Raw genomic sequence first — 22,877 nt, 5'->3', positions numbered from 1 at the left:
GCTTCTCCATCGCTATTACCTCGTTTATAAAATTATTTCTTCTATTATTATCATTGGACATGTTATATGTCTCAGTAATCCTTCTAAACAGAAAAAACAAAGACGCGAAGTCATAGAAGGGACTTCACATCTTTGTTTTTTTAATGAATTGTAATCCTCAGTAAGGTCTTTACGCCGAACGTCACACCTTACTTCTTTATATCCCATTTTTCTAAACGGGCGTAGAACACTACTCCATCCTCAGTATTTATTTTGAAAATCGAATTATCAAAATGGATTTACTTATCTTTCTCCATATATTCTTTAATTTTTCGTTCTTCCCACTCTTTTCCGAATATCCCAACTGGAAAAGTTGTCAAACCATGTATAACGATACCGATTCCCCAACCTGCAAGTGGATATAAAAACCATAATTTACTTGAATCAGAGCTTATATTTATAATAAAAAGCATTAAGTTCACTAGAATATAAACCGTTAAGTGAATGTAAAATGCTTTTAAATTCTCCACCCTTTTTTTAGCTCGTAAATAAACCTCATCTTGCTCCATTTATAAACACCTCTTTCATTATTGTATTTTTTAAATTCGCTCCGATTTAAACATCATATTCTAATCAAAAATCTCTTATTCTCAAAAATTCACAAAATAAAAAAGATCGTCTTCATTTCAGGAAGATTGCAGGTGGCTAGTGGATACCCTTTTTTGTTCGTAGTACGATACCTTGTGAAAAAATTGAAAAATCAAATTTCACAATAGAAATAAAACCTTTAAATCTGTATAATAAAATTAATAGCGATATTTTAATACAGAAAGGTTTTGGTAACATGCTAGGTATCGATATCAAAAAAACAGATGGAGAATTAATTATTTCATGGCAACTAGCTAAGATTCAAATTCCATTAAGTGAAATTATTGAAGTTACAGAAGATGAAACCTATGCTGGTGTAGAAGAAGAAAACGTAATCCGAATTGGAACAGCATACGCTACAACAGACCGGATTTTAATCAGAACAGTAAAACAAAATTATCTATTATTTACGACCAATAGGGTCTCAATTTTGAATAAAATCAATGCATAAGCAATAGGCTAAAGCACTTGTCTGTATGGGTTTATTCGATTCAACTGTACACCCGCATTTTAAAAATTATTATAGACAATGATGTACCTTAGCCCCGAATATAAAATAAAGAAAAAGTACCCACCGAATTATCATACATATGATAATTCGATGGGTACTGCATGGTACATTTGTTATTTACAGAAGTCTAATTAAGACCAAATCCAAACATCATCATTATTTTCAACGTTGCTCTTTACCTCATACACTTTTTCGATATGATCCGTTGTGTTCCAGTTAATAGAACTTCCACCCCAGCCCACATACTTCATATCAATTTTTACTTTCTCACCTGTATGAAATACTTGTCCCTTTGTTAAGAAAACATCAATAATCACTTTCTTCCCGTTTAGCGATGGATACTCAACTCCGACATATTTAGTAGAAACGTCTCCCTCTTCTTCCATTGTTCCTACTTTTGATACTTCTCCAATTACATAATCAGGAGAGCCGTCTTCTTTCATGTGCATACCTAATTTATTTGAAGTATTTTCAACTGTATTTGCAATCATATATTCCGTGAAATTACGCATCATAGATCCAGTAGCTTTTACTTCATCTCCTATTTTCACATTTGAAAATGAATCCATGTACACACTAACAGGTTCTTCATATTGCTTAGATTTTACAACAATCACACCTTTATCTACTTCTATTACTCGTCCTTCTAACGTCGAGAAATTCGACTCAATAGAAGCCGCACTCGCTTTTGACAGTTCTAATCCTGGTAAATTCGTTCCTGATAATGCTGCGATACCTAAAGCACCTGCTAAAATTATTTTTTTCATACCCATTATGAAACATCTCCATTCATGATGATTTTATTTTTTTGATTGGATACGACCAACCTGTAACTATTATAGTTACAGGTCATACGAAATAGCAACCATCTTTCTTATGCAATGTTGCATACTGTACTTTTTAAATATACAGCAAGAGGGCTTTAATTTAATTCAAAGCTAAAATAACCTTATGACCACGGTATAAAGAAATTAAGAACTACTTTCGGTCCTAAGGTTAACGAATAGCTTTATAAAAACTCAATCAAAATCTATTCAACGAATTGAAAAATGAACCATGTCGAATTTTATTTTCATAAAATTCAAATTTCAAGGAGGTTTTACAAAATATTACACAGAATTATTCGTATATCGTAATATAATTGGAAATTTTTTACGATTCATTTCATTTTATCTACCATGTTTAGACAAAATGAAAAACATAACAAAAGGAGAGATATAGATTGAAAAGAAAAATTAGTACAGCTGTTGTAGGTTTATCGGTACTTAGCTTTGGTCTTTTTGGTGTAAATATTGGGGATGGCGGCGTTGTAAAAGCTGAGCACGGTGAAACTTTTGCTCCGAAATTAGAAAGCCATGGGGACCACGGTGGCGCTCCTACTTTCAATGTTGGCGATACTCCTGCTCCTAAATCAGTAAGCATTGGGGATGGCGGTGGCGCTCCTGCTTATGATCATGGCAGACCTCCTATTTCATCTTACAATAAAGGGGATACTTGGGCTCCTGCTTTCAATATTGGCGATACTGGCGGCGCTCCTGCATTAAACATCGGTGACACTGGTGGTGCTCCTAAACAAGGAAGGGCATGAACATTTCCCAGCTCCAAAAGTTGAATCTCATGGCAATACTGGCGGCGCTCCTGCTAATTCTGAGCATGGTACAGGTATTTAAGTTACCAAAATTGAAATCTATTTTGTTTACCATTTTCATATATTTACAAGGAAACCATTTGATGTAACGAATAGTATGTATATACATGATTTCTATTGTGATACACTCTACCCGAGAGAAATTTCCAATACATATGTGGTTTTCAATTCTAAAAAATACACCTAGTAATTAGGTGTATTTTACCTCTCTATCTAATAATTAAAGAATACTCCCCTAAAAATCCCAACAAAAAAACCGAAGAAACTACCTATACTTCAGACGCTTAAAGTATCACGAACGTTGCGATTTTTAGTGACACTCCCATCCAATCTCACTTTCATCCCAAGTGCCTAAAGGCGATAGCTTTCTTGTTCAGGAAAAGCTGTAACCTTTCCATTCATGATGATTTTATTTTTTGGATTGAATACGACCAACTTATAATCATTACAGTTACAGATTGCAGAAAATAGCAACCATCTTTCTTATGCAATGTTGCATACTGTAATTTTTAAATATGAATCAATTATTCCTATATTCAACACGAATGCTAAATTCTTGAATACCAGCAGGTAAACGAATTGATGACGAAGAAATAAATGTGATGCATCATATTTTTCAATGCTACAGTTTGTATTATCGTAATCCATTACATTATGTAGGAGCGGAGTTCACATGTTAAAGAAACCAAAGAGATTACAGGCAGGAGATATTGTGGCAACAGTAAGCCCTTCATGGGGAGGCGCAGGTGATTCTGAGATAAGATGGCGGTATGAACAAGGAGTAAAGAGATTAGAAGAAGTTTTCGGTCTTACGGTTATCCCAATGCCAAATAGTTTAAAAGGTAGCGAATTCGTTTATAACAATCCACAGGCGCGTGCGGAAGATTTAATGACAGCTTTTAAAGATACGCGCGTGAAAGCAATTATTGCGAATATTGGCGGTGAAGATAGCATTCGTTTACTTCCCTATATAGATTTTAATGTGATACGTGAAAACCCGAAAATTTTTATGGGATACTCTGACGTTACTATTTCACATTTATTTTGCCATAAAGCAGGGCTTTCCTCTTTATACGGTCCAGCCATTTTAACTGATTTTGCTGAAAATGTAGAGATGGATCCATATACAATTGAAATGGTAAATCGAACTCTCTTTTCAAATGAGACAATTGGCGAGATTCAACCAGCTCCTAAATGGACAAGTGAGCGTTTAGAATGGATAGAGGTAAATAAAGATACAAGGCGTACGATGCAACAAAACAATGGATATGAACTACTTCAGGGCTCTACTACCGTACAAGGGCGTTTAATTGGTGGTTGTATAGAGGTACTTGAATTTGCAAAAGGAACGGAGCTTTGGCCTGCAAAAAAACATTGGGAGGATAGTATTCTCTTCTTTGAAACTTCTGAAGATTATCCAGAACCAAGTTACATAAAGTATTGGTTACGAAATTATGCAGCGCAAGGTATTCTGCAAAAAGCAAAAGGTATCATCTTCGGTAAACCGAAAGATGAACAATATTATGAAGAATATAAACATGAAATACTGCAGGTTATGAAGGAACATCATTTAGAAGATTTGCCTATTCTTTATAATTTAAATTTTGGTCATACCGAGCCGAAGTTTATTTTACCTTACGGTGCGATGGCAGAAATTGATTGTGAAAATGGGTCTTTCTCTATTTTAGAGAGTGGCGTGGAATAAAGGAAAACTTTAAATAAGTATCTAATTGGAGGGAGATTACGTGTATGGAAGTAACATTTACAGTAAGTAAATGGGATGAAAAACCAATTGATGATACTAGAAAAGATTTCCCTATTAATATTGCTCATGTTGAATATGATATTGATGGGGAATTAAAAGGAAAAGCTTTTGTTGAATACTTATTATATTATTTAGACTCAAATATAAATGATGGTCACTTGGCTACTGCTAAAATTTCTGGATTTTTACACTTTGAAGGAATTTACAAGGGGCAACAAGGAACATTTACAGCTATAGAGCAAGGAATATTTGATAAAGGAAATCTAGATTCCCCAGGAACAATTATTAAAACTACCGGTAACTTAGAAAATCTGCGAGGATCCTATAATTATCAGTTTACAGGTCAAACAAGTAAACTAATTTTAGAGTTTGAATATTAGCAAAATACCCTATAATTTAGTGGAAAGGACATTTCTTGTAATACTAGGAATGTCCTTTTTGTTGATGGGCTTATTCAACTATTCTTCTATTAGTTAAGAAAAGAACAGAGTATATTGCATAACGTCTTATTATCAGTATTCAATGATACATAAAATTTTCGTTATGGGGGGAATTAAAAATCTAAGCCCGAGTGACATGGCCCCCCACCTATTCATTACTTTTTCTACTAACTAAAGAATAATTCCCGAAAAACTTCCCTTCAACACTTCCTTTTCAAGTTGATTCCTACATATAAACATCGCAATAATTTTTGTACGATTTTTTTCGTCGAGCTCAAATTTTTCAATGGTTACGTCACAGCGAATCGTATCACCACTAAAAACAGGACGTAAAAATTCAAAATCCATTTTGCGAGCTAGTACGTTATAGTCACCGCCAATTTTTGTAGGCAACGTTGATGTTAACAGCCCTTGTACAACAAATCTCCCCTGCTCATCTGGTGTAACATGATGAACACCTTCATCTTTCGATACTTCCGTAAATAAAACAACATCCTCTTTCGTAAAAGTTCGCTCAAAGGTGATTTTTTCGCCTACTTGCAATTTCATCTATCCCCCTCCTCAAAAACACTTTTAACATAAGAAAAACCGAAACTATAATCATTTCGGTTTTTCAATCTAAAGAAGTCTATATTTACTTTAAAGAATGTACAAACAACCCACTACGCAGTTTCGGTTCAAACCACGTTGACTTCGGCGGCATAATTTCTCCAGCGTCTGCGATTGCCAATAAAGCTTCCATTGATGTCGGATATAATGAAAACGCTACTTTATATTCACCGCTCTTTACAAGACGTTTTAGTTCTTCTAATCCGCGGATTCCTCCGACAAAATCGATACGTGAATCAGATCGCGGATCGTGTATTTCAAGTACTTGGCTTAATAAATGATCTTGCAGAATAGATACATCTAAACCTTTCACGAGATCATTCGCATCAAACGTTTCCTCTTTCACTGTAAGCTTATACCACTTCTCATTTACATACATTCCAAAAGTTTTTGGCTCATTTGGTTTATACGGAGAAACAGGTGCTTCTTCTACATAAAAGTATTGTCCAATTTGCTTTAAAAACTGTTCTTCTGATAAGCCGTTTAAGTCTTTTACAACTCGGTTATAGTCCCAAATGGATAATTCATCGTGTGGGAATAAAACAGATAAGAAGAAATTAAATTCCTCTTCCCCTGTGTAATTCGGATATTGTTCTCTTCGCATGAGCCCTACTTTTGCAGCTGATGCAGAGCGATGATGCCCATCTGCAATGTACAAGTTAGGGATATCTTCAAATAAGTTTACTAAACTTGTAATTACTTCTTCATCAGCTATTTTCCAAGCAACATGCCTAACGCCGTCTTCTGCTGTAAATGTATAGATTGGTGCATGTTCTTCTTTCCAGCTGGCAATGAAACGCTTTATCTCTTCTTTAGTACGATACGTTAAAAAGATAGGACCCGTATTTGCATCACACACATCTACGTGACGAATGCGATCTAGTTCTTTTTCATGACGCGTTCTTTCATGTTTTTTAATTGTATCATCTTCATACTCATCAATAGATGTACAAACGACAAGGCCTGACTGCGTTCTTCCTTGCATCGTCAGTTCATAAATGTATAGTGCTGGCTCTTCGTCTTGAATGAATACTTCTTCTCGTATAAATCGATTTAAATTTTCACCCGCTTTTTCATATACACGATCATCGTACGGTGAAAGTGCCGGGTCTAAATCAATTTCTGCTTTATCAACGTGTAAAAAAGAATACGGATTCCCTTTTACAACTTCTCTTGCTTCTTCACTATTTAATACGTCATACGGTAAAGCTGCAACTTCCGCTGCTTTTTCTTCTACTGGACGAATGGCCCGAAACGGTCGGATTTTTGCCAATTCCCTCTCTCCTTTACACAATCATTCGAACGGCTACAACACCTGTAATTTTGCTTATATTTCCCACTATATTCTCTTTTATTATATCATCAATTCCGTTATCAATATCAATCATTGTGTACGCCCAAGAATGTTTACTACGATTAATCATATCAGCAATATTAATATGATGCTCTGCTAAACATCCTGTAATTTGTCCTACCATGTTCGGAACGTTTTGATGCATAATCGTAATTCGTTTTTTTCCGATATACGGTAATTCTACGTTTGGATAGTTGACTGAATTTCGAATATTTCCTGTCTCTAAATATTCACGTAATTGACGCGCTGCCATGATCGCACAATTTTCTTCCGATTCTGACGTAGATGCACCAAGGTGAGGCGTCGCTGTTACATTTTTCATCTTTATAACATTTTCATTCGGGAAGTCTGTTACGTAATGCGTAATAACATCTTCTTCTAACGCTTTTTGAAGAACATTTTCATCTACAAGTTCTCCCCTAGAGAAATTGAATAGACGCATACCCTTTTTCATCTTCTCTACAGCGTGTTCACCAATGATTCCCTTCGTTTGATTCGTAAGAGGAATATGCAGTGTAATATAATCACACGTTGCAAAGATTTCATCTAAACTAAATGCTCTTTGCACATGTGTAGAAAGGCGCCATGCAGTTTCAACTGAAATGTAAGGATCATATCCGACAACGTCCATTCCTAAAGCTAACGCATCGTTCGCAACTAAAGCACCGATTGCACCAAGGCCGATAACCCCTAGACGCTTCCCTGCAATTTCTGACCCAACAAATTGTTTCTTTCCTGATTCAACAAGCTGCGGTACTTCATCGCCCTCTAAATTTTTCGTCCAGCTTACTCCGTTAATAATGTTACGTGAAGACATAATAAGGCTGGCGATAATAAGTTCCTTTACTGCATTGGCATTCGCTCCTGGTGTATTAAATACTACAATCCCTTTTTCTGTACATCGCTCGACAGGAATATTATTTACACCAGCACCAGCTCTTGCAATCGCCTTTAAGTCTTTTGAAAAATCTTCTTGATGTAAAGAATAGCTGCGAAGTAAAATACCATCTGGGTGGTCCATTCTATCCCCTACTTCATAGCGATCTCCGCTGAGTACTTGCAAACCTTTTTCTGCAATTTGATTTAACGTTTGAACACGAAACATATTCCCATCTCCCTATCTATTCTCAAGCTCAAATTCCTTCATATAATTTACTAATTGTTGTACGCCTTGTACTGGCATCGCATTGTAAATACTTGCGCGCATACCACCGACTGAGCGATGTCCTTTTAATGTAACAAGGCCGCGTTCTTTCGCTTTTTGTAAAAACTCACTGTTCAGATCTTCTGACGGTGTTGTAAACGGAATGTTCATAAGTGATCGATACATAGGATCAACTGGTGAAGTAAACAATTTTGATTCATCTAAGAAATTATAAAGAAGTGAAGATTTCATTCTATTTTGTTCTTCAATCGCAGATACCCCGCCTTGCTCTTTCAGCCACTCTAGTACAAGTTTCGTTACGTAAATACTAAAGGATGGCGGTGTATTATATAAGGAGTTATTTTTGCTGTAAGTTTCATAGTTTAACATCGTAGGACAAGAGCGTTCTGCTCCCCCAATTAAATCTCTTTTTATAATAGCAATCGTTAAGCCCGCTGGCCCTAAATTCTTTTGCGCTCCCGCATATATAAGACCAAACTTCGTAACATCATATTGTTCTGATAAAATATTTGAGGACATATCCGCAACGAGCGGTACTTTATCTAAATGTGGAATGTCCACATATTTCGTCCCCTCAATTGTATTGTTCGTTGTTATATGTACATAATCTAGTTTTTCATTGCTCAGTAAACCATCTAATTTAGGAATTGTAGTAAACTTCGCTTGTTCAGAAGAAGCAATCACTTGTACTTCCCCTACTTTTTCAGCTTCTTGCAGCGCCTTTTTAGACCATGAGCCAGTCAATACGTACCCTGCTTTTTTATACGTATTCATTAAATTTAACGGTATCATAGAAAATTGTAATGACGCACCGCCTTGTAAAAACAGTACTTCATACTCATCAGGAATGTTCATTAATTCACGAATTAGGTTACTCGCTTCATCTATAATACTTTGAAAATAAGAAGATCGATGACTCATTTCCATAATAGACATGCCTGTCCCGTTATAATTTACAAGCTCCTTTTGCACTTTCTCTAAAACTGGCAAAGGGAGTATTGATGGTCCAGCTGAAAAATTATACACTCTCTCCATCACCCTGAAAACCTCCCTATTTCTCATTTTTATTATTTTTTAAACTTTCTGAATTATAACCTAAAATATAATACGTGGTCAATTTGTTTTCTATTATTACGGCGTAAGACGCAATGGAATCGCTTGCATGTGCAAACTATTTTTTATAAACATACAAAAAAGTGTTAAGTACATAATCGTACTTAACACTCTAGTAATAAAGTATAATTGCTAATTGTCCGTGAAAAACCGATCAAAAATTTGATAAATAGCAGAAAGACCAATGAGCCAATAAATAGTGTCCACAAGCGCCGGCATAGAACCAAACCATTTCTCAACTACATTGTAATCTAACGCTACAAACAACCAATTCAAACCGCCAAGAATCACCAAAATTACGGTAAGGTAAGACAAAAATTTCATTATGATTGCCCCCTAGGTGATAAGATGGTGAAAGGCCTTTCACTAGAAATATATGTGGTAAAATTCAAAACTTACCTATTTTATAAAAATTATTTTCGGTACCAGCCGCTAATAACTGCCTCTGCTTCTTTACTATGTATTTGATACGCATGCGTACTATTATGAGAGCCAATAAACCAAATTGAAAAACCTTTAAAATATGGTTTCGGTTCTAATACATCACGGTAAGCACGCCATCCGTTTAATTGTACGTCCTTTGAAAACACATTAGATACATCTGGATTCCACGGATTTTGCAAGCCTAGTTCACGTGCCGGAACGTTAAATCCACCAAAATAAACCGGTTTTCCTGTTGCTTTATGTAATTGTTCTAGTTGCTGCACAACATTTTGCCCACGATTATACACTGTTGTGGCAAATAAACTTTGCTTCACTTCTTCGTATGATGGATTTCTTTTTCCCGAAACTTCAAACCAACTATCGATACTAACAATATCTACCTTTTTTAAATACGGACGATTGATTTTCTCTACAAACTTCGCTTCATAAGAAGGATCCCAACTTGCTGTTAACCACCAATTCATTTGATACAAAACATTCCCCTTATACTGCTGACGAACAAAATCAATCGTATCGCTCCAATATCCTTCTGCATATTCCATATTCACGAAATTAGAAGCAATCTTGATTCCGTACACATTGTATTTACTTGTAATGGAAGTAAAGATATCTTGCAAAATAACCGTTTTCCAATTCCAGAAGAAATCATTAATATTACTCGGATTCCATTCCGTTTCCCCAACATTTCCTTGCTGAATATACGGGAACGGTTCCACTATAACTTGAATATTACGCTTTAATAATTCTTGAATTAAAAGAATAGCCTGTTGCTTTTGCGCTTGATTAATTACCATGTTCGTAGAAGTCACGTTCGGAATATCTACTTGAATCGGTACATTTACGGTATTTAAATTTAAGCGCTCTACATCAGCTAACACTTTCGCCACATTCCCAACTTCCCATACCGTTACATTTCCTGATTTGATTTTCCCAGATTGAACAGTATTTACATCTGCCTGTACATTTCCTTGAAAACAAAAAGAAAACAACATAATAAACACTCCTAAAAAACTTACTAAACTCTTATTTTTCTTCACAACTTTCCTCCTATAATTTTTGGCTTTCTTGATTATTTTATACAATGTTTCATATATATCCCATACAAAAAAGGGTGGAATTTTCATCCAAAAAAATGCTATTCATCCTTTATTCACACCTTATTCATACTAACCTCCTAAAAATAGTAAGGTAAATAAAAAAGGAGCTTATTTTCACTCCTTTTTTTACTTTTTCTCATAATCCAAACACATCTATCTTTTCGTATAAATAAATTTTTATACTCATAAATGTATCAAAACATTTTTATCCAAATTCATTTTTGTTTGTATTACATTTACTTCATTATCTATCTTTTCAGTTAAGAATTCCTTTTTTCTCCTTTCAAAAATTACACCATCATACAAATAAATTCTTAACTGTGTACAAAGTAATAATTACTTCATGAACATTATACCTATAATTAATTCTTTTAGTTAAAAAATAAAGAAGGGAGAGAGATACGTATATTATCCAAGTGTTCATTAAATCGGGATTTAACGAACACTTCAGGGGATGTGAGTTAAACTCCCCTCCTATCTTAATGTGCTATTGTCCAAAGACATGAAAGTATTAACTTCAATTTCTAACGAAAAATAGCACAATAAAAAGAGCGTGTTTTCATCTATTTATCTAAACACGCTCTTACTAATATATAAACCCTATATAAATTGCCAATTTCATTCTGAGTTTCTTTTAACTAATACATATCTTTTTATATACGATTATCATGCCAGAAGTTTATTGGAAAATGATTATTCTCATCATAAGCTTCAAATTCATACCCTTTTTCTTTTAACCCTTTTATAATTGCTGGAACTGCCGCGACAGATTGTGGATGAATATCATGCATTAAAACAATTTCTTTTGAAGACGTCGCACCTGCTAAGACATTTTGAACAATCTTTGCAGCTGCTACATCAACGGGTAATTTATTGTATTTCCAATCTAAAGAATCAATTGTCCAATCCCATACTTTTAAATCATTTCCGATCACTTGATTTCGAAGTGATTCATTTAAGCCAGGCATTGATCCATATGGTGGCCGTGTTAATTTCGGTGAGTTTCCAATAACATGTCTAATTAAAGATTGGTCCTCTTTCATTTCTTTAACATATTCTTGATTGGTGTATAGATTTTTAAAATCATGTGTCATACTATGCATGCCCACATAATGGTTTTCTACATGCTCTCGTTTCACTAAATTTGGGAACCTTTTCACATTGTTACCAATTAAAAAGAATGTTGCTTTCACATTATTTCTCTTTAATACATCTAATAGATTAGATGTATATTTTCCTGGTCCATCATCAAAAGTTAAATATACAACTTTTCTTTCTTTGCCATCAAAACGATTAGGTATTGATTTTTTTAATTCATTTTTAGGTAGACTGCTCACTTGTTGAACGCTGTTTCCTTCTGCCGCATTTACTAGCTTAGGATTCGTAATAGATTGAAACATGTAATAACCTATCGCTACTACTATAATAGCTAGTAATACACTTATAACTCTCTTTTTCTTAAGCCTAATTTTCATACATTATTTCTTCTTTCTATCCTATTATTCCACTTCATGTTGTTTAGTTTTACCATGATTAACAAATTGAAAGTGTAAGTTTTTTCTGGATATTATAAAAGCTGTACTATCCTCAATCACTTTTTGTATTTAGTAGTACCTTTACGATTTAGTACCTCGTAACTTTTAATTTTCTTTTCATAGATAACTAAATATATCTCAAGATTCACCCTATTAAAGAGGAGTGAATATCTAATATTTAATTTGTTTGAATTTCACTTCTAAGACATTGAATTTTTTATTATGTTTCTAACTGAAATAATTAATTAGCTTGGTATAAATTTGACACCTTATTTATGAATTACATGCTTTTCATAGTAAGATTCCTTCTTAGTTGAAGGTTCACTTTTACCCACAATTACACAGATGACAACAATAAAAGCTAAGACAATTGTTAGCCATGTAATTGATTCACCTAAGAATAAAACTGAAAAAATAATCATTAAAAATGGTTGTAAATATTGCAACTGACCAACTTTTGCAATGCCACCTAAAGACATGCCGCCGTACCAAGCGATATATGCTAAAAATTGACTTATGATAGCTAAGTAGAATAAGCTAATCCAGGCCTCTATAGGCGCTTGAAGCATATCACTGGATATGCTTAGTCCAACAGGAATTATAAAGAAAGGAGCACCGATTAAATTCGCCCATGCGATTACTTTCCAACTTCCAAGATCCTTTGAAAGTTTGCCTCCTTCTGCATAGCTTAAACCGAGAATTAATACAGCTGCAATTAATGCTATATCACCCATCTGTAATTGGCCTAATCCAAGATACCCAGCATAAAGAAAAACAGTTATTGTACTAATGATACTTGCAATCCAATAACGCTTGGAAAGTTGCTCTCCCCCCCTCCACGTCGCAAAGCCAGCTGTTGCAAGTGGTAATAATGCCACCTCAATGGCTCCGTGTGATACAGGCAGCGATTTCATTGCGTAGGTTGATAATAATGGAAAAGCAAGTACAGCACCAATAGCAACAATCCATAGGCTTTTCATTTGGTCTTTATTTGGTATTTTTTCTTGGTTTTTAATAAAAATAATACCTACTATTATTGCTGCAATGACAACTCTACCTAACCCAACAATTGCCTCGCCAAAGTAGGGTACGGCCGTTCTTGTTGCTGGGAGTGTAAGACTAAAACAAATAACACCAATACAACCAAGTAACATTCCTTTTCTTATGTTGTTTTTCATTCGATCCTCCTTTTATAGATACATAAATGTAATTTGTAGTTAAACTGGGTAAGCTAATACATTATGATTCTAACGGATATCGATCGTTTTCCATACCATTGAATTTCACACCTGTCATGGTACAGATTTCAAAGGAAACATATAACGATACAATATAGAATTAGTACCTAGTCCTTTTTAATTAATATGACCTCATAAAACGTTACAAATTACAAAGAAAAATAGCAACTAAGATAGTCACTATTTTTCTTTGTAAAGTTTAATGTAGTTGTATTAGAAGACGAACTGATTTTTTCTAGAATTTAAATAAAGTTATATAATCCTTATAAACTGACTGGTTTTTTCCAAAATGTTGTTAGAATGGTTCCACATATTATTACTATTGTTGCGAAATAATATGGATAATTTATATTTATATCAAATAAAGTGCCACCTACAATTGGTCCCCCAATATTTCCTATACTGGTGAACATTGAGTTCATCCCACCGACAAATCCTTGTTGATTACCTGCAATTTTTGATAAATAAGTTGTGACGGATGGACGTATAAAATCGAATCCTACAAATAACAATAATGAGGTTAACAAAATTGTTGCATATGAATTCGCAACCGTCATTAGAAATATAAATATAGCTGCCAGTGCCAAAGAGTAACGAATAAGAGCAATTTCTCCTATTTTTTTGGTAAAATGTTCAAAAAGGAATATTTGACCAATCATCCCAATAATTGAACTAACTGATACGACACTAGCAATCTCTTTTGGTGAAAAATTGAATTTATGGTTAACGTATAAAGACAATATAGACTCAAACGAAGTTAAGCCGAAAGAGGAAATGAAAATGATTAAAAAAGCTATTATATACATAGGTTGAAAAACCTGTTTGAAATATTCATTCCCTTTTATCTCCATTTCTTTTTGCTCATTTTTTTCTTCGAATTCATTAGGTTCTTTCAATAATAAAAAAGAAAAAACTACTGAAAAAGCTCCAAATAGGGCTGCTATAAAAAAAGGCATTCGCATATTGATGTCAGCCAAAAAACCACCGATTCCTGGTCCAATAAGAAATCCAGTATTAATAGCTGCCGACATATAGCCCATTGCCTTTGGTCGCTTATTTTCAGACGTGACATCTGTTATAAACGCTGTAACGGCAGGGAAAATGAATGCGTTACTGAACCCTCCAAGTATTCGTGAAACAAATAATACATATACATTTTTTCCAAGTCCAAATAATAATTCAGAAACAGCGAATATTAGTAATCCTAACATAATTGTCGGCTTACGACCGTATTGATCCACCCATTTTCCTGAAAAAGGCGACGTAATAAATTGCGTGATCGCATATACAGCCACTAAATAACCAGCTGTTGAACCACTGATATCAAGTTCATTTATTAACCTTGGGAGGACAGGAATCACTAACCCAAGCCCTAAAGAAACCATAAACAGATTTCCAAGCAAAATATTTAAGGTGAGTTTTTTATTCTGTTCAAGCATTCTTTTAACCTCCAATTAAAAAGCTCTCGTCTCTAATAAATAAGAGACGAGAGCTTAGTTTCCCGCGTTACAACTCTAGTGCTCACATATTGTGACCACTTTCTATCAGTAACATGTTTCTCCCTAATGTTTCCTACTAATTTCAGAAAAATTCTCTAAAGTACATTTCATCGATTTTCTTTAGCAATTGGCTTACTTCATTCTTAATTCACTGTCTATTACTTAATCAACTTCTCTATTCTTCACTTAACTCATACATAACTATATAAGTTATTACGCCAAATGTTTAATCACTTCTTCTGAATTAGCTTTCATTCATAAAAGAATCTATCCTACTATAAAACCTTTTCTTTTCTGCTAATATTTATTCTTATCCTATAAAGCTATCCTTTTACTATATCAACCGCACTATTCCACATACCGCTAAAGAAAGATCCTATTGCCCGCATAGAGCGTATAAACCAATTTGCTTGTTCTACTTCATATTTTGTTACAAGATCTACTTGTAATGATTTGCCTGATAAGAACCCAGGATCTGTACTATCTTGAGGCGATATATTCATTTGACTAATTGTTACACCTCTTTTAATAGGTGCTTGTTGTTCTTCATTCAATACTTTAAATTCTTTTTTATAAACGTCTTTGTTGCCTTTTTGCACTGGAAGTGAAACAGCTTGCTTTGCTTGAACAAATACATCTTTGTCTTTTGCATTTCCTATTCTCACTGTTTCATGCCCTTGTATCACTGAGTCTTTTTCATAAACCTTCTTGACTTCAAAATTCGCAAACCCATAATCATATAATTTCTTTGTTTCATCAAAACGTGCTGTATGAGAGTTTGTTTTTATCACTACAGAGATTAAACGCATGCCGTTTCTTTCTACTGTACCGGTGAAACAATCGCCGGCTTCTAAAGTAGTTCCTGTTTTCAAGCCATCTACACCTTCGTATTGCTTAATTAAACCTTTTAACATCCAGTTAAAGTTCACCATTTCAATTGGATACTTGCCGCCCTTCTGAAATGTTTTTTTGGGGATTTTTGCTGTATCTAATATATTTGGGAAATCTTGAATGAGACGTTGTGCTAAAATCGCACAATCTCTTGCAGACATTTTATTATTGTCTTCTGGAGTTGTCCCTTCGGGGTAGTGTCCTTTTAAATCGTAGTTTGTTAAGCCTGTAGAGTTTACAAATTTATAATTTTTCATACCAAACTCTTTCGACTTAGCATTCATCATTTTTACGAAATCGACTTCTTTTCCAGCAATCGCTTCAGCTAAAGCAATTGTTGCACCGTTTGCTGAGTAAATCACCATTGCCTCATATAACTCATATACCGTATAAGAGCCACCATTTTCTAATGGAACATTTGATAATGAGCGATCTTGGGAAATTTTATGTGCATATTCAGAAATTCTAACTTTTTGATTCCACTTAAGTTTTCCTTTATCCACCGCTTCATGAACTAAATACTCACTCATCATTTTTGTCATACTAGCAATTGCTAATGATTCATCTGCATTCTTTTGATATAAAATTTTCCCGGAATGTGCTTCTACTAAAATGGCTGATCCTGCTTTTACGTCTATAGCAGGCGATGTCTCCGCTGATGCACTACCTGACGTAACAACCATGCTACAAAATAATGTAAGCACTGTTATTATTACAATAAATCTCTTGCAAAACCTAGCGTTCACTTCTATTACCTCCAATATCTTTATGCTCAATGAGTGCTTTCATATAGAGCATCTTATTCCATCCCTTATAAGTTTTGTTAGTGCGCTATATGTTCTTACTTTACGGAATAAGAGAACTTTTTCAGATTATCTCCAATGAAAAAGAATGTGGCTTCCACATTCTTTTTCTTAAATATATCTAATAAGTAGGCTGCACATTTCCCTAATCCAGCATCAATGGTTAAATACACAATTCATCTACCTATTGTATTTCTTTAATTTTCTTGTTTAGTTTTTACCATCCTATTAGATAATAGATTTTTTTAACAAACTCATTTTACGTTTGTAAATTTAATTCCCTGCACTACTGTTTATTCCGTTTCCAATAATAGTTATAACTACTGGATATAATACTGGTCCTAAAGTAAGGAAAATATTTAAAAGTATAATAAATTTATATAGCAAGCTATAATTTTCATTATTACAATTCAAAAGTGTTAGGGTACCTAATGTAAATATAGTAATTAGATGTAATAATAAAATTATTATCCAATAAAACATCATTATATTAAGATCCCATTTTCCTAATAGCTGGTATGATATACCGATTACTATTCCTAATACTGAAGCATTGAAAGAAATAAACAAAATTCTTTTTAATATTTTAGGAAATGTTTTGTAATAAACTGTTTTATTATATAGATCATTTAAAATGGCCAAAGATAGATATGCCAGTAATACCCCTATCCAACTTAAGATCCAATCTTGCTCTCCTTTTAAATTAAATAGAAGAAAAATCATCCCTCCTACTGCAAAAATAAAGGAGATAATAATTTTATTTAGAGCTGATTTCATGATGTCTTCACTTCCTTAAACAATTTTTACTATATTAAAATTTTTGTATTACAAGACTTTACGAATGAAGCGATCTAACTGTTTAATTACTTTTTCATTTCTTCGATAATAAGACCACTTTCCCACAATTTTATTCTCTAGAAGGCCACACTTTTGCAGCGATGATAAATGTCGAGAAGTTGTTGATTGAACCCAACCTATCTTATCTTGTATATCCCCTGCACAAACTCCTCCTGGAAATTCTTCTCCTTTTTGATTAGGAAATTGAGGAGGGAAGTTTTTTTCTGGATCTTTTAACAGTTGTACTATCCTTAAGCGATTTTTGTTTGATAGTGCCTTGAATATATCTGTAAGTTGTTCATCATTCATTACTTGTTAGTCCCTCCATAACTTTCAATTTTCTTTTCATGAATAACTAGATACACCTTAAGATCCCACGTATTAAGGGTGGAGTGAACTTGTAACATTCATTTTTTTTGTATTTCATTTTCCTCAATTGAATTTTTTATAATACTTATAACTGAAATATTTAATTAGCTTTTTATAAACTTGTTACCTGATTTATAAGTATATGCTTTTTATAGTACGCTTTCTTCTTAACGTAGAACCATTCTTACCAACTATTGCAATGCCACCTTATGATACAGGTAACGATTTCATAGTGTAGGTTGATAATAGTGGAAAGGCTAATACAGTTCGAATCGCAATAATCAATGGCCTTTTCGTGGGTATTATTGCTACAATGCCCGTTCTACTTAATCCAGCAACTGTCGCACCAAAGTAAGGTACAGCTTTTCTAGTAACAGGTAGTGTTAAACGAAAACAAATAACATCAAGTAACATTCCTGTTCTTATATTGTTTTTCAATCACACCTCCTTCTATAGATACAAAAATGTACTTTATATTTAAACTGAATAAGCTAATTAATTATGATTCTAACTGATATCAAACTTTATCTATAGGACAGATTTTTGTATCTGTCATGGTACAGAATTCATGTAAGATGTAAAACTGTACAATTTAGAATAATTAAAATGACAAATAATAGATAAGTAATTTTGGGTAATGAACATCATGATATTCCTTTGAATTGATTTGATTTCATTTCATTTCATTAGACGTTACAAAATAAAAAAAGGAGAAATAGTAACAATGATAGTTGCTATTTCTCCTTTTAATTTTTAATGTTTTTTATTTAGTTTAGAAGAACTTTATATAAACAGAGTCTCTCTAACCCTGGTAAAGGATATCTTTTTACAAGAAAACTATAATTTTACTGATTTTTATTTGGTGATTCTATGCTAGGCGCACCACCATTTATACGCTGTTTTTTCAAGTCAAAGTATGCGTCTATAACTTCCTTTCCAATCATAGAATTGATTCCTTTATTATCATGTTTTAGCCACGGGACTACTACTGAAAATGATATTTCCGGATTATCATTTGGAGCATATCCAACTAATGTTAAGTTGTAACACTCTATCCGTTCTCCCTTTTCATTTCTCCCAATTGGGTCATCTCCACCATAAACCGTTTGGGCTGTCCCTGTCTTCCCAGCTGGCTTGTATGGATCATTTTTGAAGTACTTTACACCCGTTCCATCCCCTTCTTGAAATCCCCATCTAAAGCCTTCCTTTACTCGATCAATATATTCAGTCTTCATATCTACTCGATTTAATACCACTGGTTCTATAGAACGTATAACTTTAGCAACCTCTTCTTGTTTTATTGGTTGTTCTTGTATTTCTTTTACAATTTGAGGTTGCATTCGAAATCCACCATTTGCAATAGTTGAAACATATTGTGCCAATTGTAATGGTGTATAGGTATCATACTGTCCAATGGCGAAATCGAGTAGAAATCCAGGTTGACTATCTACTTTCCTAGTTTGTCCTGTAATTTCATTCGGTAAATCAATCCCTGTCTGAACTCCTAAACCAAATTGTTTAAAGTAATAACGCATTGTATCAAATGCTTCTTGTTTAATAGATAACGAGCCATTTGGTACATAATTAACTCCTGCTATTTTCAAAGCTGTATGGAACATATAGACATTTGAAGATACTTGTAAAGCTCTCAATTCATTAATACTACCAAATCCAGATACATTCCAAGATTTCTTAACTCGTGTACCTTTAAACTTCATAGGCGCATCATAAAATTGCGTTCCTGGTTGAATAGCACCTGTCTGGTATCCGGTTAATACCGTAGCTCCTTTTACAGAGGATCCTAATTCATATGAAGTCGTCATGTTACCTAATGCTAAATCCTGAAGTTCTATATTCCCATCTTTTTGTACAATCTTTTTACCCGCCATAGATAAAAGTTGTCCATTATTCGGATTCATCATGACAACAAAAGCTCGATCCATTAATGGTTCTGAAGTTTTAAATGCTCTCAAATGTTTTTCTATAATTTCTTCTACTTTCTTTTGTAATTCCATATCTATTGTTAGTGTTAAACTATTGCCACTTTTCCCTTTAGAAACCTTCTCCGTGTTTATGATGTTACCTGATTTATTCGTAATATATTTAACTTCTTCTTTTGTACCATGTAGTACATCTTCATATTTTTGTTCAATATAACTTTTCCCTACACGCTCATTTCGGTTATATCCGCGTACTAAATATGAGTCTAAATTTTCTTTTGGTAAACCTTCTTCGCTACTTGTAATATTTCCTAATACAGAGCGGAACAATTCCCCATTCACATAATTACGTTCCCAATCAACTGTTGCATCTACCCCTGGATATTCAGCGAGATGTTCACTTATCCTTGCATATTCTTCATCTGTCGCATCTTTTTTCACAATTTGAGGTGTTAATTGATAACCTGAGCTCATTCTACTTTTAATAGCTAATACCTTTAAATCTTGTGCTGTTAGCTCTGCCAATTCTTCCTCTGTTATACGACTTCGCCTTAAGTCTTCTATTTTTTTATCTAGCTCTTTCCCTTCAATTCCTTTTTCTTTATATTTTTCTATGTCTTTTTTTGTGACCAGTGATTCCGCGTGTTTCTTATTTAATTGCATCCAAAAATCCTTTTTATCCGTCTCAGTTAACTTACTTAGATCTTTATCAGGTATTTCAAGTACTTTTGCAAGGTTATTTGCTACTTTGAAAATATCATCACTCGTTACACTCTTTAACCTTGTATACGTAATCGTGCGAATAAAACGATTATTTACAACAGCGTTTCCTTCTCGATCTAGAATATGTCCACGTGGGACTGGAATACTCGTTGTCGCATTCTCATTTTTCTCCACTTGATTCTTATAGGTCTCACCATCAATAATTTGCACCTTTCCCAGTTGAATAATAATAGCTGAAAATAGTAAAAATACGAAAAGAAACATTATATTTAATCGGATAGATATACGTCTATTCTGTTTATTATTTTTTATTTTCTTCTCTTGTTTCTTTCCTTGCTGTTTCTTCATAACTCCTCCATTTAATACTGTTGACATTGCATGTTAACTACTGAGTGACTAAAACAATTGGTAACAAATGTTCAATCAGAAAAAATTCTCACATTTGTAATTCATACACCATAAATTCTACTTGGATTGGTTATCAAATTTATTTCATATGTTGAACTAAAACAGTTGAACGATTAAATGATTTATATGTTATATGTTAGCTTGTAACATCAATCACTTTTACACCATAGTCCGCCTCTTATCCATTTTGTTTCTTTCTCAATATTTTCAACATAACTTTTCTTTTTTACTATAATTCTTGGTAGGTTTGAATGTTTTGATGATTTAAAAGTAACAACATAGAATTTTAATGTTCATCCCCCCTTCACAAATACATGAATGTACATCATAATTATCATTAAACTGTTTAAGCTAATTAAATATGATTATAATTGTTAATAATTTTTTTCTATATAGTAGAATTTCATGTCTGTCGTGGTACAGATTACAGGGAGAATTTATATGATTTCAAAATATAGAGGTATTTTAGTATGGTTGAAACAACAAATAGAAGATAAGCATTTTAAAGCTGGAGATAAATTACCTTCTATCCGAACATTGGCTGATCAATTTCAATGTAGTAAAAATACGGTTGTAAAAGCATTATTAGAATTAGAAAAACAACATATTGTTTATTCCAAACCTAAAAGTGGTTATTACGTCGTTCATACACACATAGTACCTGATGAAACGCATGATGTAGATTTTTTGTCTGTAGGTCCTGATGAACGAACCATGCCGTATGAAGATTTTCAGCATTGTATCAACAAGGCAATCGAGTATTATAAAATACAAATATTCGCTTATAGTGAGCCGCAAGGGTTACTCTCGTTGAGAAAAGAGTTAATAAATTACTTACATCATTCACAAGTGTTTACGAAGCCTGAGCGACTTGTTATTACTTCGGGGTCACAACAAGCGTTAAATATCTTATCAATCATGCCTTTCTTAAACGGAAAGAAAAAAGTATTAATTGAGCAACCTACCTATTATGGTATGATAAATACCTTACAGTTAAATCAAAACGAGATACTAGGGATTGATTTAACAATGGATGGTATTGATTTTGGTAAACTAGAAGCTTTGTTCCGAGACGAAGATATTAAATTCTTTTATACTATGCCAAGATTTCATAATCCACTTGGCCATCATTATACAAATGAAGATAAGAAAAGAATGGTCGCTCTTGCAGAAAAGTATGATGTTTACATTGTAGAAGATGATTATTTGGCTGAATTTGATGAGAATTCAAAAGCAGATCCATTATTTGCATATGAACCTAATGGAAGGGTCATTTATGTTAAAAGTTTTTCGAAGGTCTTTGTACCGGGATTACGGATTGCAACAGTTATACTACCTGAAGCGATGGTTGATTCATTTATAAATTATAAATTTGTTTCTGATTTTAATACATCGACACTCTCACAAGGTGCTTTAGAAATTTATCTAAAAAGTGGCATGTTTCATTATCATGTAGATAATGTTAAAAAATTGTATATTAATAAAATGAATACCTTATTAAATGCTTGTTCTTCTTATTTACCAGATTATATAGAATTTACGAAACCACAAGGTGGTTTGTATCTTACTATTTTCTTACCTTCACATATAAACATGGACAAGTTGATTGATTTGTTAAAAGAAAAACGCATTTATGTAGATAATGCATCTCGAATGTATTTAGAAGGAAGTAAGCAAAAGGCCATTCGGATCAGTATCTCCAAGGTAAATAAAGATAAAATAGAATATGGGATTCGGGAATTAGCAGCTTGTATAGTAGATATGGTGGAAAAGAAAAAAGAGATGATAATATGGAATTAATATTAATGTGAAACTCAAAAAGACACCTTATTTCAAGGTGTCTTTTTGAGTTTCGTATTAG

At 33.5% G+C, this 22,877-nt stretch carries 21 protein-coding genes and 1 pseudogene; 5 read left to right on the top strand and 17 right to left on the bottom strand.

Going from position 1 to position 22,877, the window contains the following annotated elements; all coding sequences use genetic code 11:
• Positions 1-278: 278 nt before the first annotated feature.
• Complete coding sequence (locus tag AABL52_RS11335; RefSeq protein ID WP_000434263.1) at positions 279-548, bottom strand: 2TM domain-containing protein; 270 nt, start codon at positions 546-548, stop codon at positions 279-281.
• A 275-nt stretch (positions 549-823) separates the two neighbouring features.
• Here AABL52_RS11335 and AABL52_RS11330 point away from each other — a divergent pair, with 275 nt between their 5' ends.
• Entirely contained in the window at positions 824-1,078 is a 255-nt protein-coding gene (locus tag AABL52_RS11330; RefSeq protein WP_000900575.1) for a hypothetical protein, read from the top strand.
• A gap of 191 nt (positions 1,079-1,269) precedes the next feature.
• Here AABL52_RS11330 and AABL52_RS11325 read toward each other — a convergent pair whose 3' ends face one another.
• Entirely contained in the window at positions 1,270-1,911 is a 642-nt protein-coding gene (locus AABL52_RS11325; protein WP_341519411.1) for a hypothetical protein, read from the bottom strand.
• A gap of 449 nt (positions 1,912-2,360) precedes the next feature.
• On the opposite strand from AABL52_RS11325, the pseudogene AABL52_RS11320 reads away from it, so the two are divergent.
• The 3 genes and pseudogenes from AABL52_RS11320 to AABL52_RS11310 all read left to right on the top strand — a co-directional run bounded on the left by AABL52_RS11320 (position 2,361) and on the right by AABL52_RS11310 (position 4,931).
• Positions 2,361-2,808: pseudogene (locus AABL52_RS11320) on the top strand (hypothetical protein).
• Between the two features lie 651 nt (positions 2,809-3,459).
• A complete protein-coding gene (locus tag AABL52_RS11315; protein WP_341519410.1) occupies positions 3,460-4,491 on the top strand; it encodes a S66 family peptidase in 1,032 nt (343 codons plus the stop codon).
• Between the two features lie 44 nt (positions 4,492-4,535).
• Positions 4,536-4,931: a DUF3224 domain-containing protein gene (locus tag AABL52_RS11310; protein WP_341519409.1), complete on the top strand. Its 396-nt coding sequence runs from the start codon at positions 4,536-4,538 to the stop codon at positions 4,929-4,931.
• A gap of 231 nt (positions 4,932-5,162) precedes the next feature.
• Here AABL52_RS11310 and AABL52_RS11305 read toward each other — a convergent pair whose 3' ends face one another.
• From AABL52_RS11305 to AABL52_RS11240, 15 genes are all read right to left on the bottom strand, one after another.
• Positions 5,163-5,540 carry an enoyl-CoA hydratase gene (locus AABL52_RS11305; RefSeq protein ID WP_341519408.1) on the bottom strand — a complete coding sequence of 126 codons (378 nt, stop codon included), beginning with the start codon at positions 5,538-5,540 and terminating at the stop codon, positions 5,163-5,165.
• 85 nt (positions 5,541-5,625) lie between these two features.
• Positions 5,626-6,873, bottom strand: a complete 1,248-nt coding sequence (locus AABL52_RS11300; RefSeq protein ID WP_341519407.1) for a DUF1015 domain-containing protein — start codon at positions 6,871-6,873, stop codon at positions 5,626-5,628.
• 13 nt (positions 6,874-6,886) lie between these two features.
• The gene (locus tag AABL52_RS11295) at positions 6,887-8,059 is read right to left on the bottom strand and encodes a 3-phosphoglycerate dehydrogenase family protein (RefSeq protein WP_341519406.1); all 1,173 of its coding nucleotides are present in this window, start codon (positions 8,057-8,059) and stop codon (positions 6,887-6,889) included.
• A gap of 12 nt (positions 8,060-8,071) precedes the next feature.
• On the bottom strand, positions 8,072-9,154 hold the full coding sequence (gene serC, locus AABL52_RS11290) for a 3-phosphoserine/phosphohydroxythreonine transaminase (RefSeq protein ID WP_341519405.1): 1,083 nt from the start codon (positions 9,152-9,154) through the stop codon (positions 8,072-8,074).
• A gap of 210 nt (positions 9,155-9,364) precedes the next feature.
• Positions 9,365-9,556: a DUF378 domain-containing protein gene (locus tag AABL52_RS11285; RefSeq protein ID WP_000670803.1), complete on the bottom strand. Its 192-nt coding sequence runs from the start codon at positions 9,554-9,556 to the stop codon at positions 9,365-9,367.
• Between the two features lie 89 nt (positions 9,557-9,645).
• Positions 9,646-10,713, bottom strand: coding sequence for a glycoside hydrolase family 113 (locus AABL52_RS11280; protein ID WP_341519404.1), 1,068 nt, complete (start codon positions 10,711-10,713; stop codon positions 9,646-9,648).
• A 713-nt stretch (positions 10,714-11,426) separates the two neighbouring features.
• Positions 11,427-12,248, bottom strand: a complete 822-nt coding sequence (locus AABL52_RS11275) for a peptidoglycan-N-acetylglucosamine deacetylase (protein WP_341519403.1) — start codon at positions 12,246-12,248, stop codon at positions 11,427-11,429.
• A gap of 329 nt (positions 12,249-12,577) precedes the next feature.
• Entirely contained in the window at positions 12,578-13,486 is a 909-nt protein-coding gene (locus tag AABL52_RS11270) for a DMT family transporter (RefSeq protein ID WP_341519402.1), read from the bottom strand.
• A gap of 323 nt (positions 13,487-13,809) precedes the next feature.
• Positions 13,810-14,985, bottom strand: coding sequence for an MFS transporter (locus AABL52_RS11265; RefSeq protein ID WP_341519401.1), 1,176 nt, complete (start codon positions 14,983-14,985; stop codon positions 13,810-13,812).
• Between the two features lie 383 nt (positions 14,986-15,368).
• Entirely contained in the window at positions 15,369-16,682 is a 1,314-nt protein-coding gene (locus tag AABL52_RS11260; RefSeq protein WP_341519400.1) for a D-alanyl-D-alanine carboxypeptidase family protein, read from the bottom strand.
• A gap of 95 nt (positions 16,683-16,777) precedes the next feature.
• Positions 16,778-16,912 (bottom strand): polysaccharide deacetylase family protein, encoded by a 135-nt coding sequence (locus tag AABL52_RS27140; RefSeq protein ID WP_167496993.1) that lies wholly within the window; start codon positions 16,910-16,912, stop codon positions 16,778-16,780.
• 100 nt (positions 16,913-17,012) lie between these two features.
• Positions 17,013-17,516 carry a DUF3902 family protein gene (locus tag AABL52_RS11255; RefSeq protein WP_341519399.1) on the bottom strand — a complete coding sequence of 168 codons (504 nt, stop codon included), beginning with the start codon at positions 17,514-17,516 and terminating at the stop codon, positions 17,013-17,015.
• Between the two features lie 48 nt (positions 17,517-17,564).
• Positions 17,565-17,885, bottom strand: coding sequence for an ArsR/SmtB family transcription factor (locus AABL52_RS11250; protein ID WP_341519398.1), 321 nt, complete (start codon positions 17,883-17,885; stop codon positions 17,565-17,567).
• Between the two features lie 267 nt (positions 17,886-18,152).
• Entirely contained in the window at positions 18,153-18,383 is a 231-nt protein-coding gene (locus AABL52_RS11245; protein WP_341519397.1) for a hypothetical protein, read from the bottom strand.
• A gap of 407 nt (positions 18,384-18,790) precedes the next feature.
• Positions 18,791-20,956, bottom strand: coding sequence for a peptidoglycan D,D-transpeptidase FtsI family protein (locus AABL52_RS11240; RefSeq protein WP_423250474.1), 2,166 nt, complete (start codon positions 20,954-20,956; stop codon positions 18,791-18,793).
• A 501-nt stretch (positions 20,957-21,457) separates the two neighbouring features.
• On the opposite strand from AABL52_RS11240, the gene AABL52_RS11235 reads away from it, so the two are divergent.
• A complete protein-coding gene (locus AABL52_RS11235) occupies positions 21,458-22,816 on the top strand; it encodes a PLP-dependent aminotransferase family protein (protein ID WP_341519710.1) in 1,359 nt (452 codons plus the stop codon).
• The last annotated feature ends 61 nt before the right edge of the window (positions 22,817-22,877 follow it).

The organism is Bacillus paramobilis, from assembly GCF_038096195.1.
Taxonomy (GTDB): Bacteria; Bacillota; Bacilli; order Bacillales; family Bacillaceae_G; genus Bacillus_A; species Bacillus_A mobilis.
The sequence above is the reverse complement of the archived record's forward strand: the minus strand, read 5'-3'. Positions and strand labels throughout refer to the sequence as shown.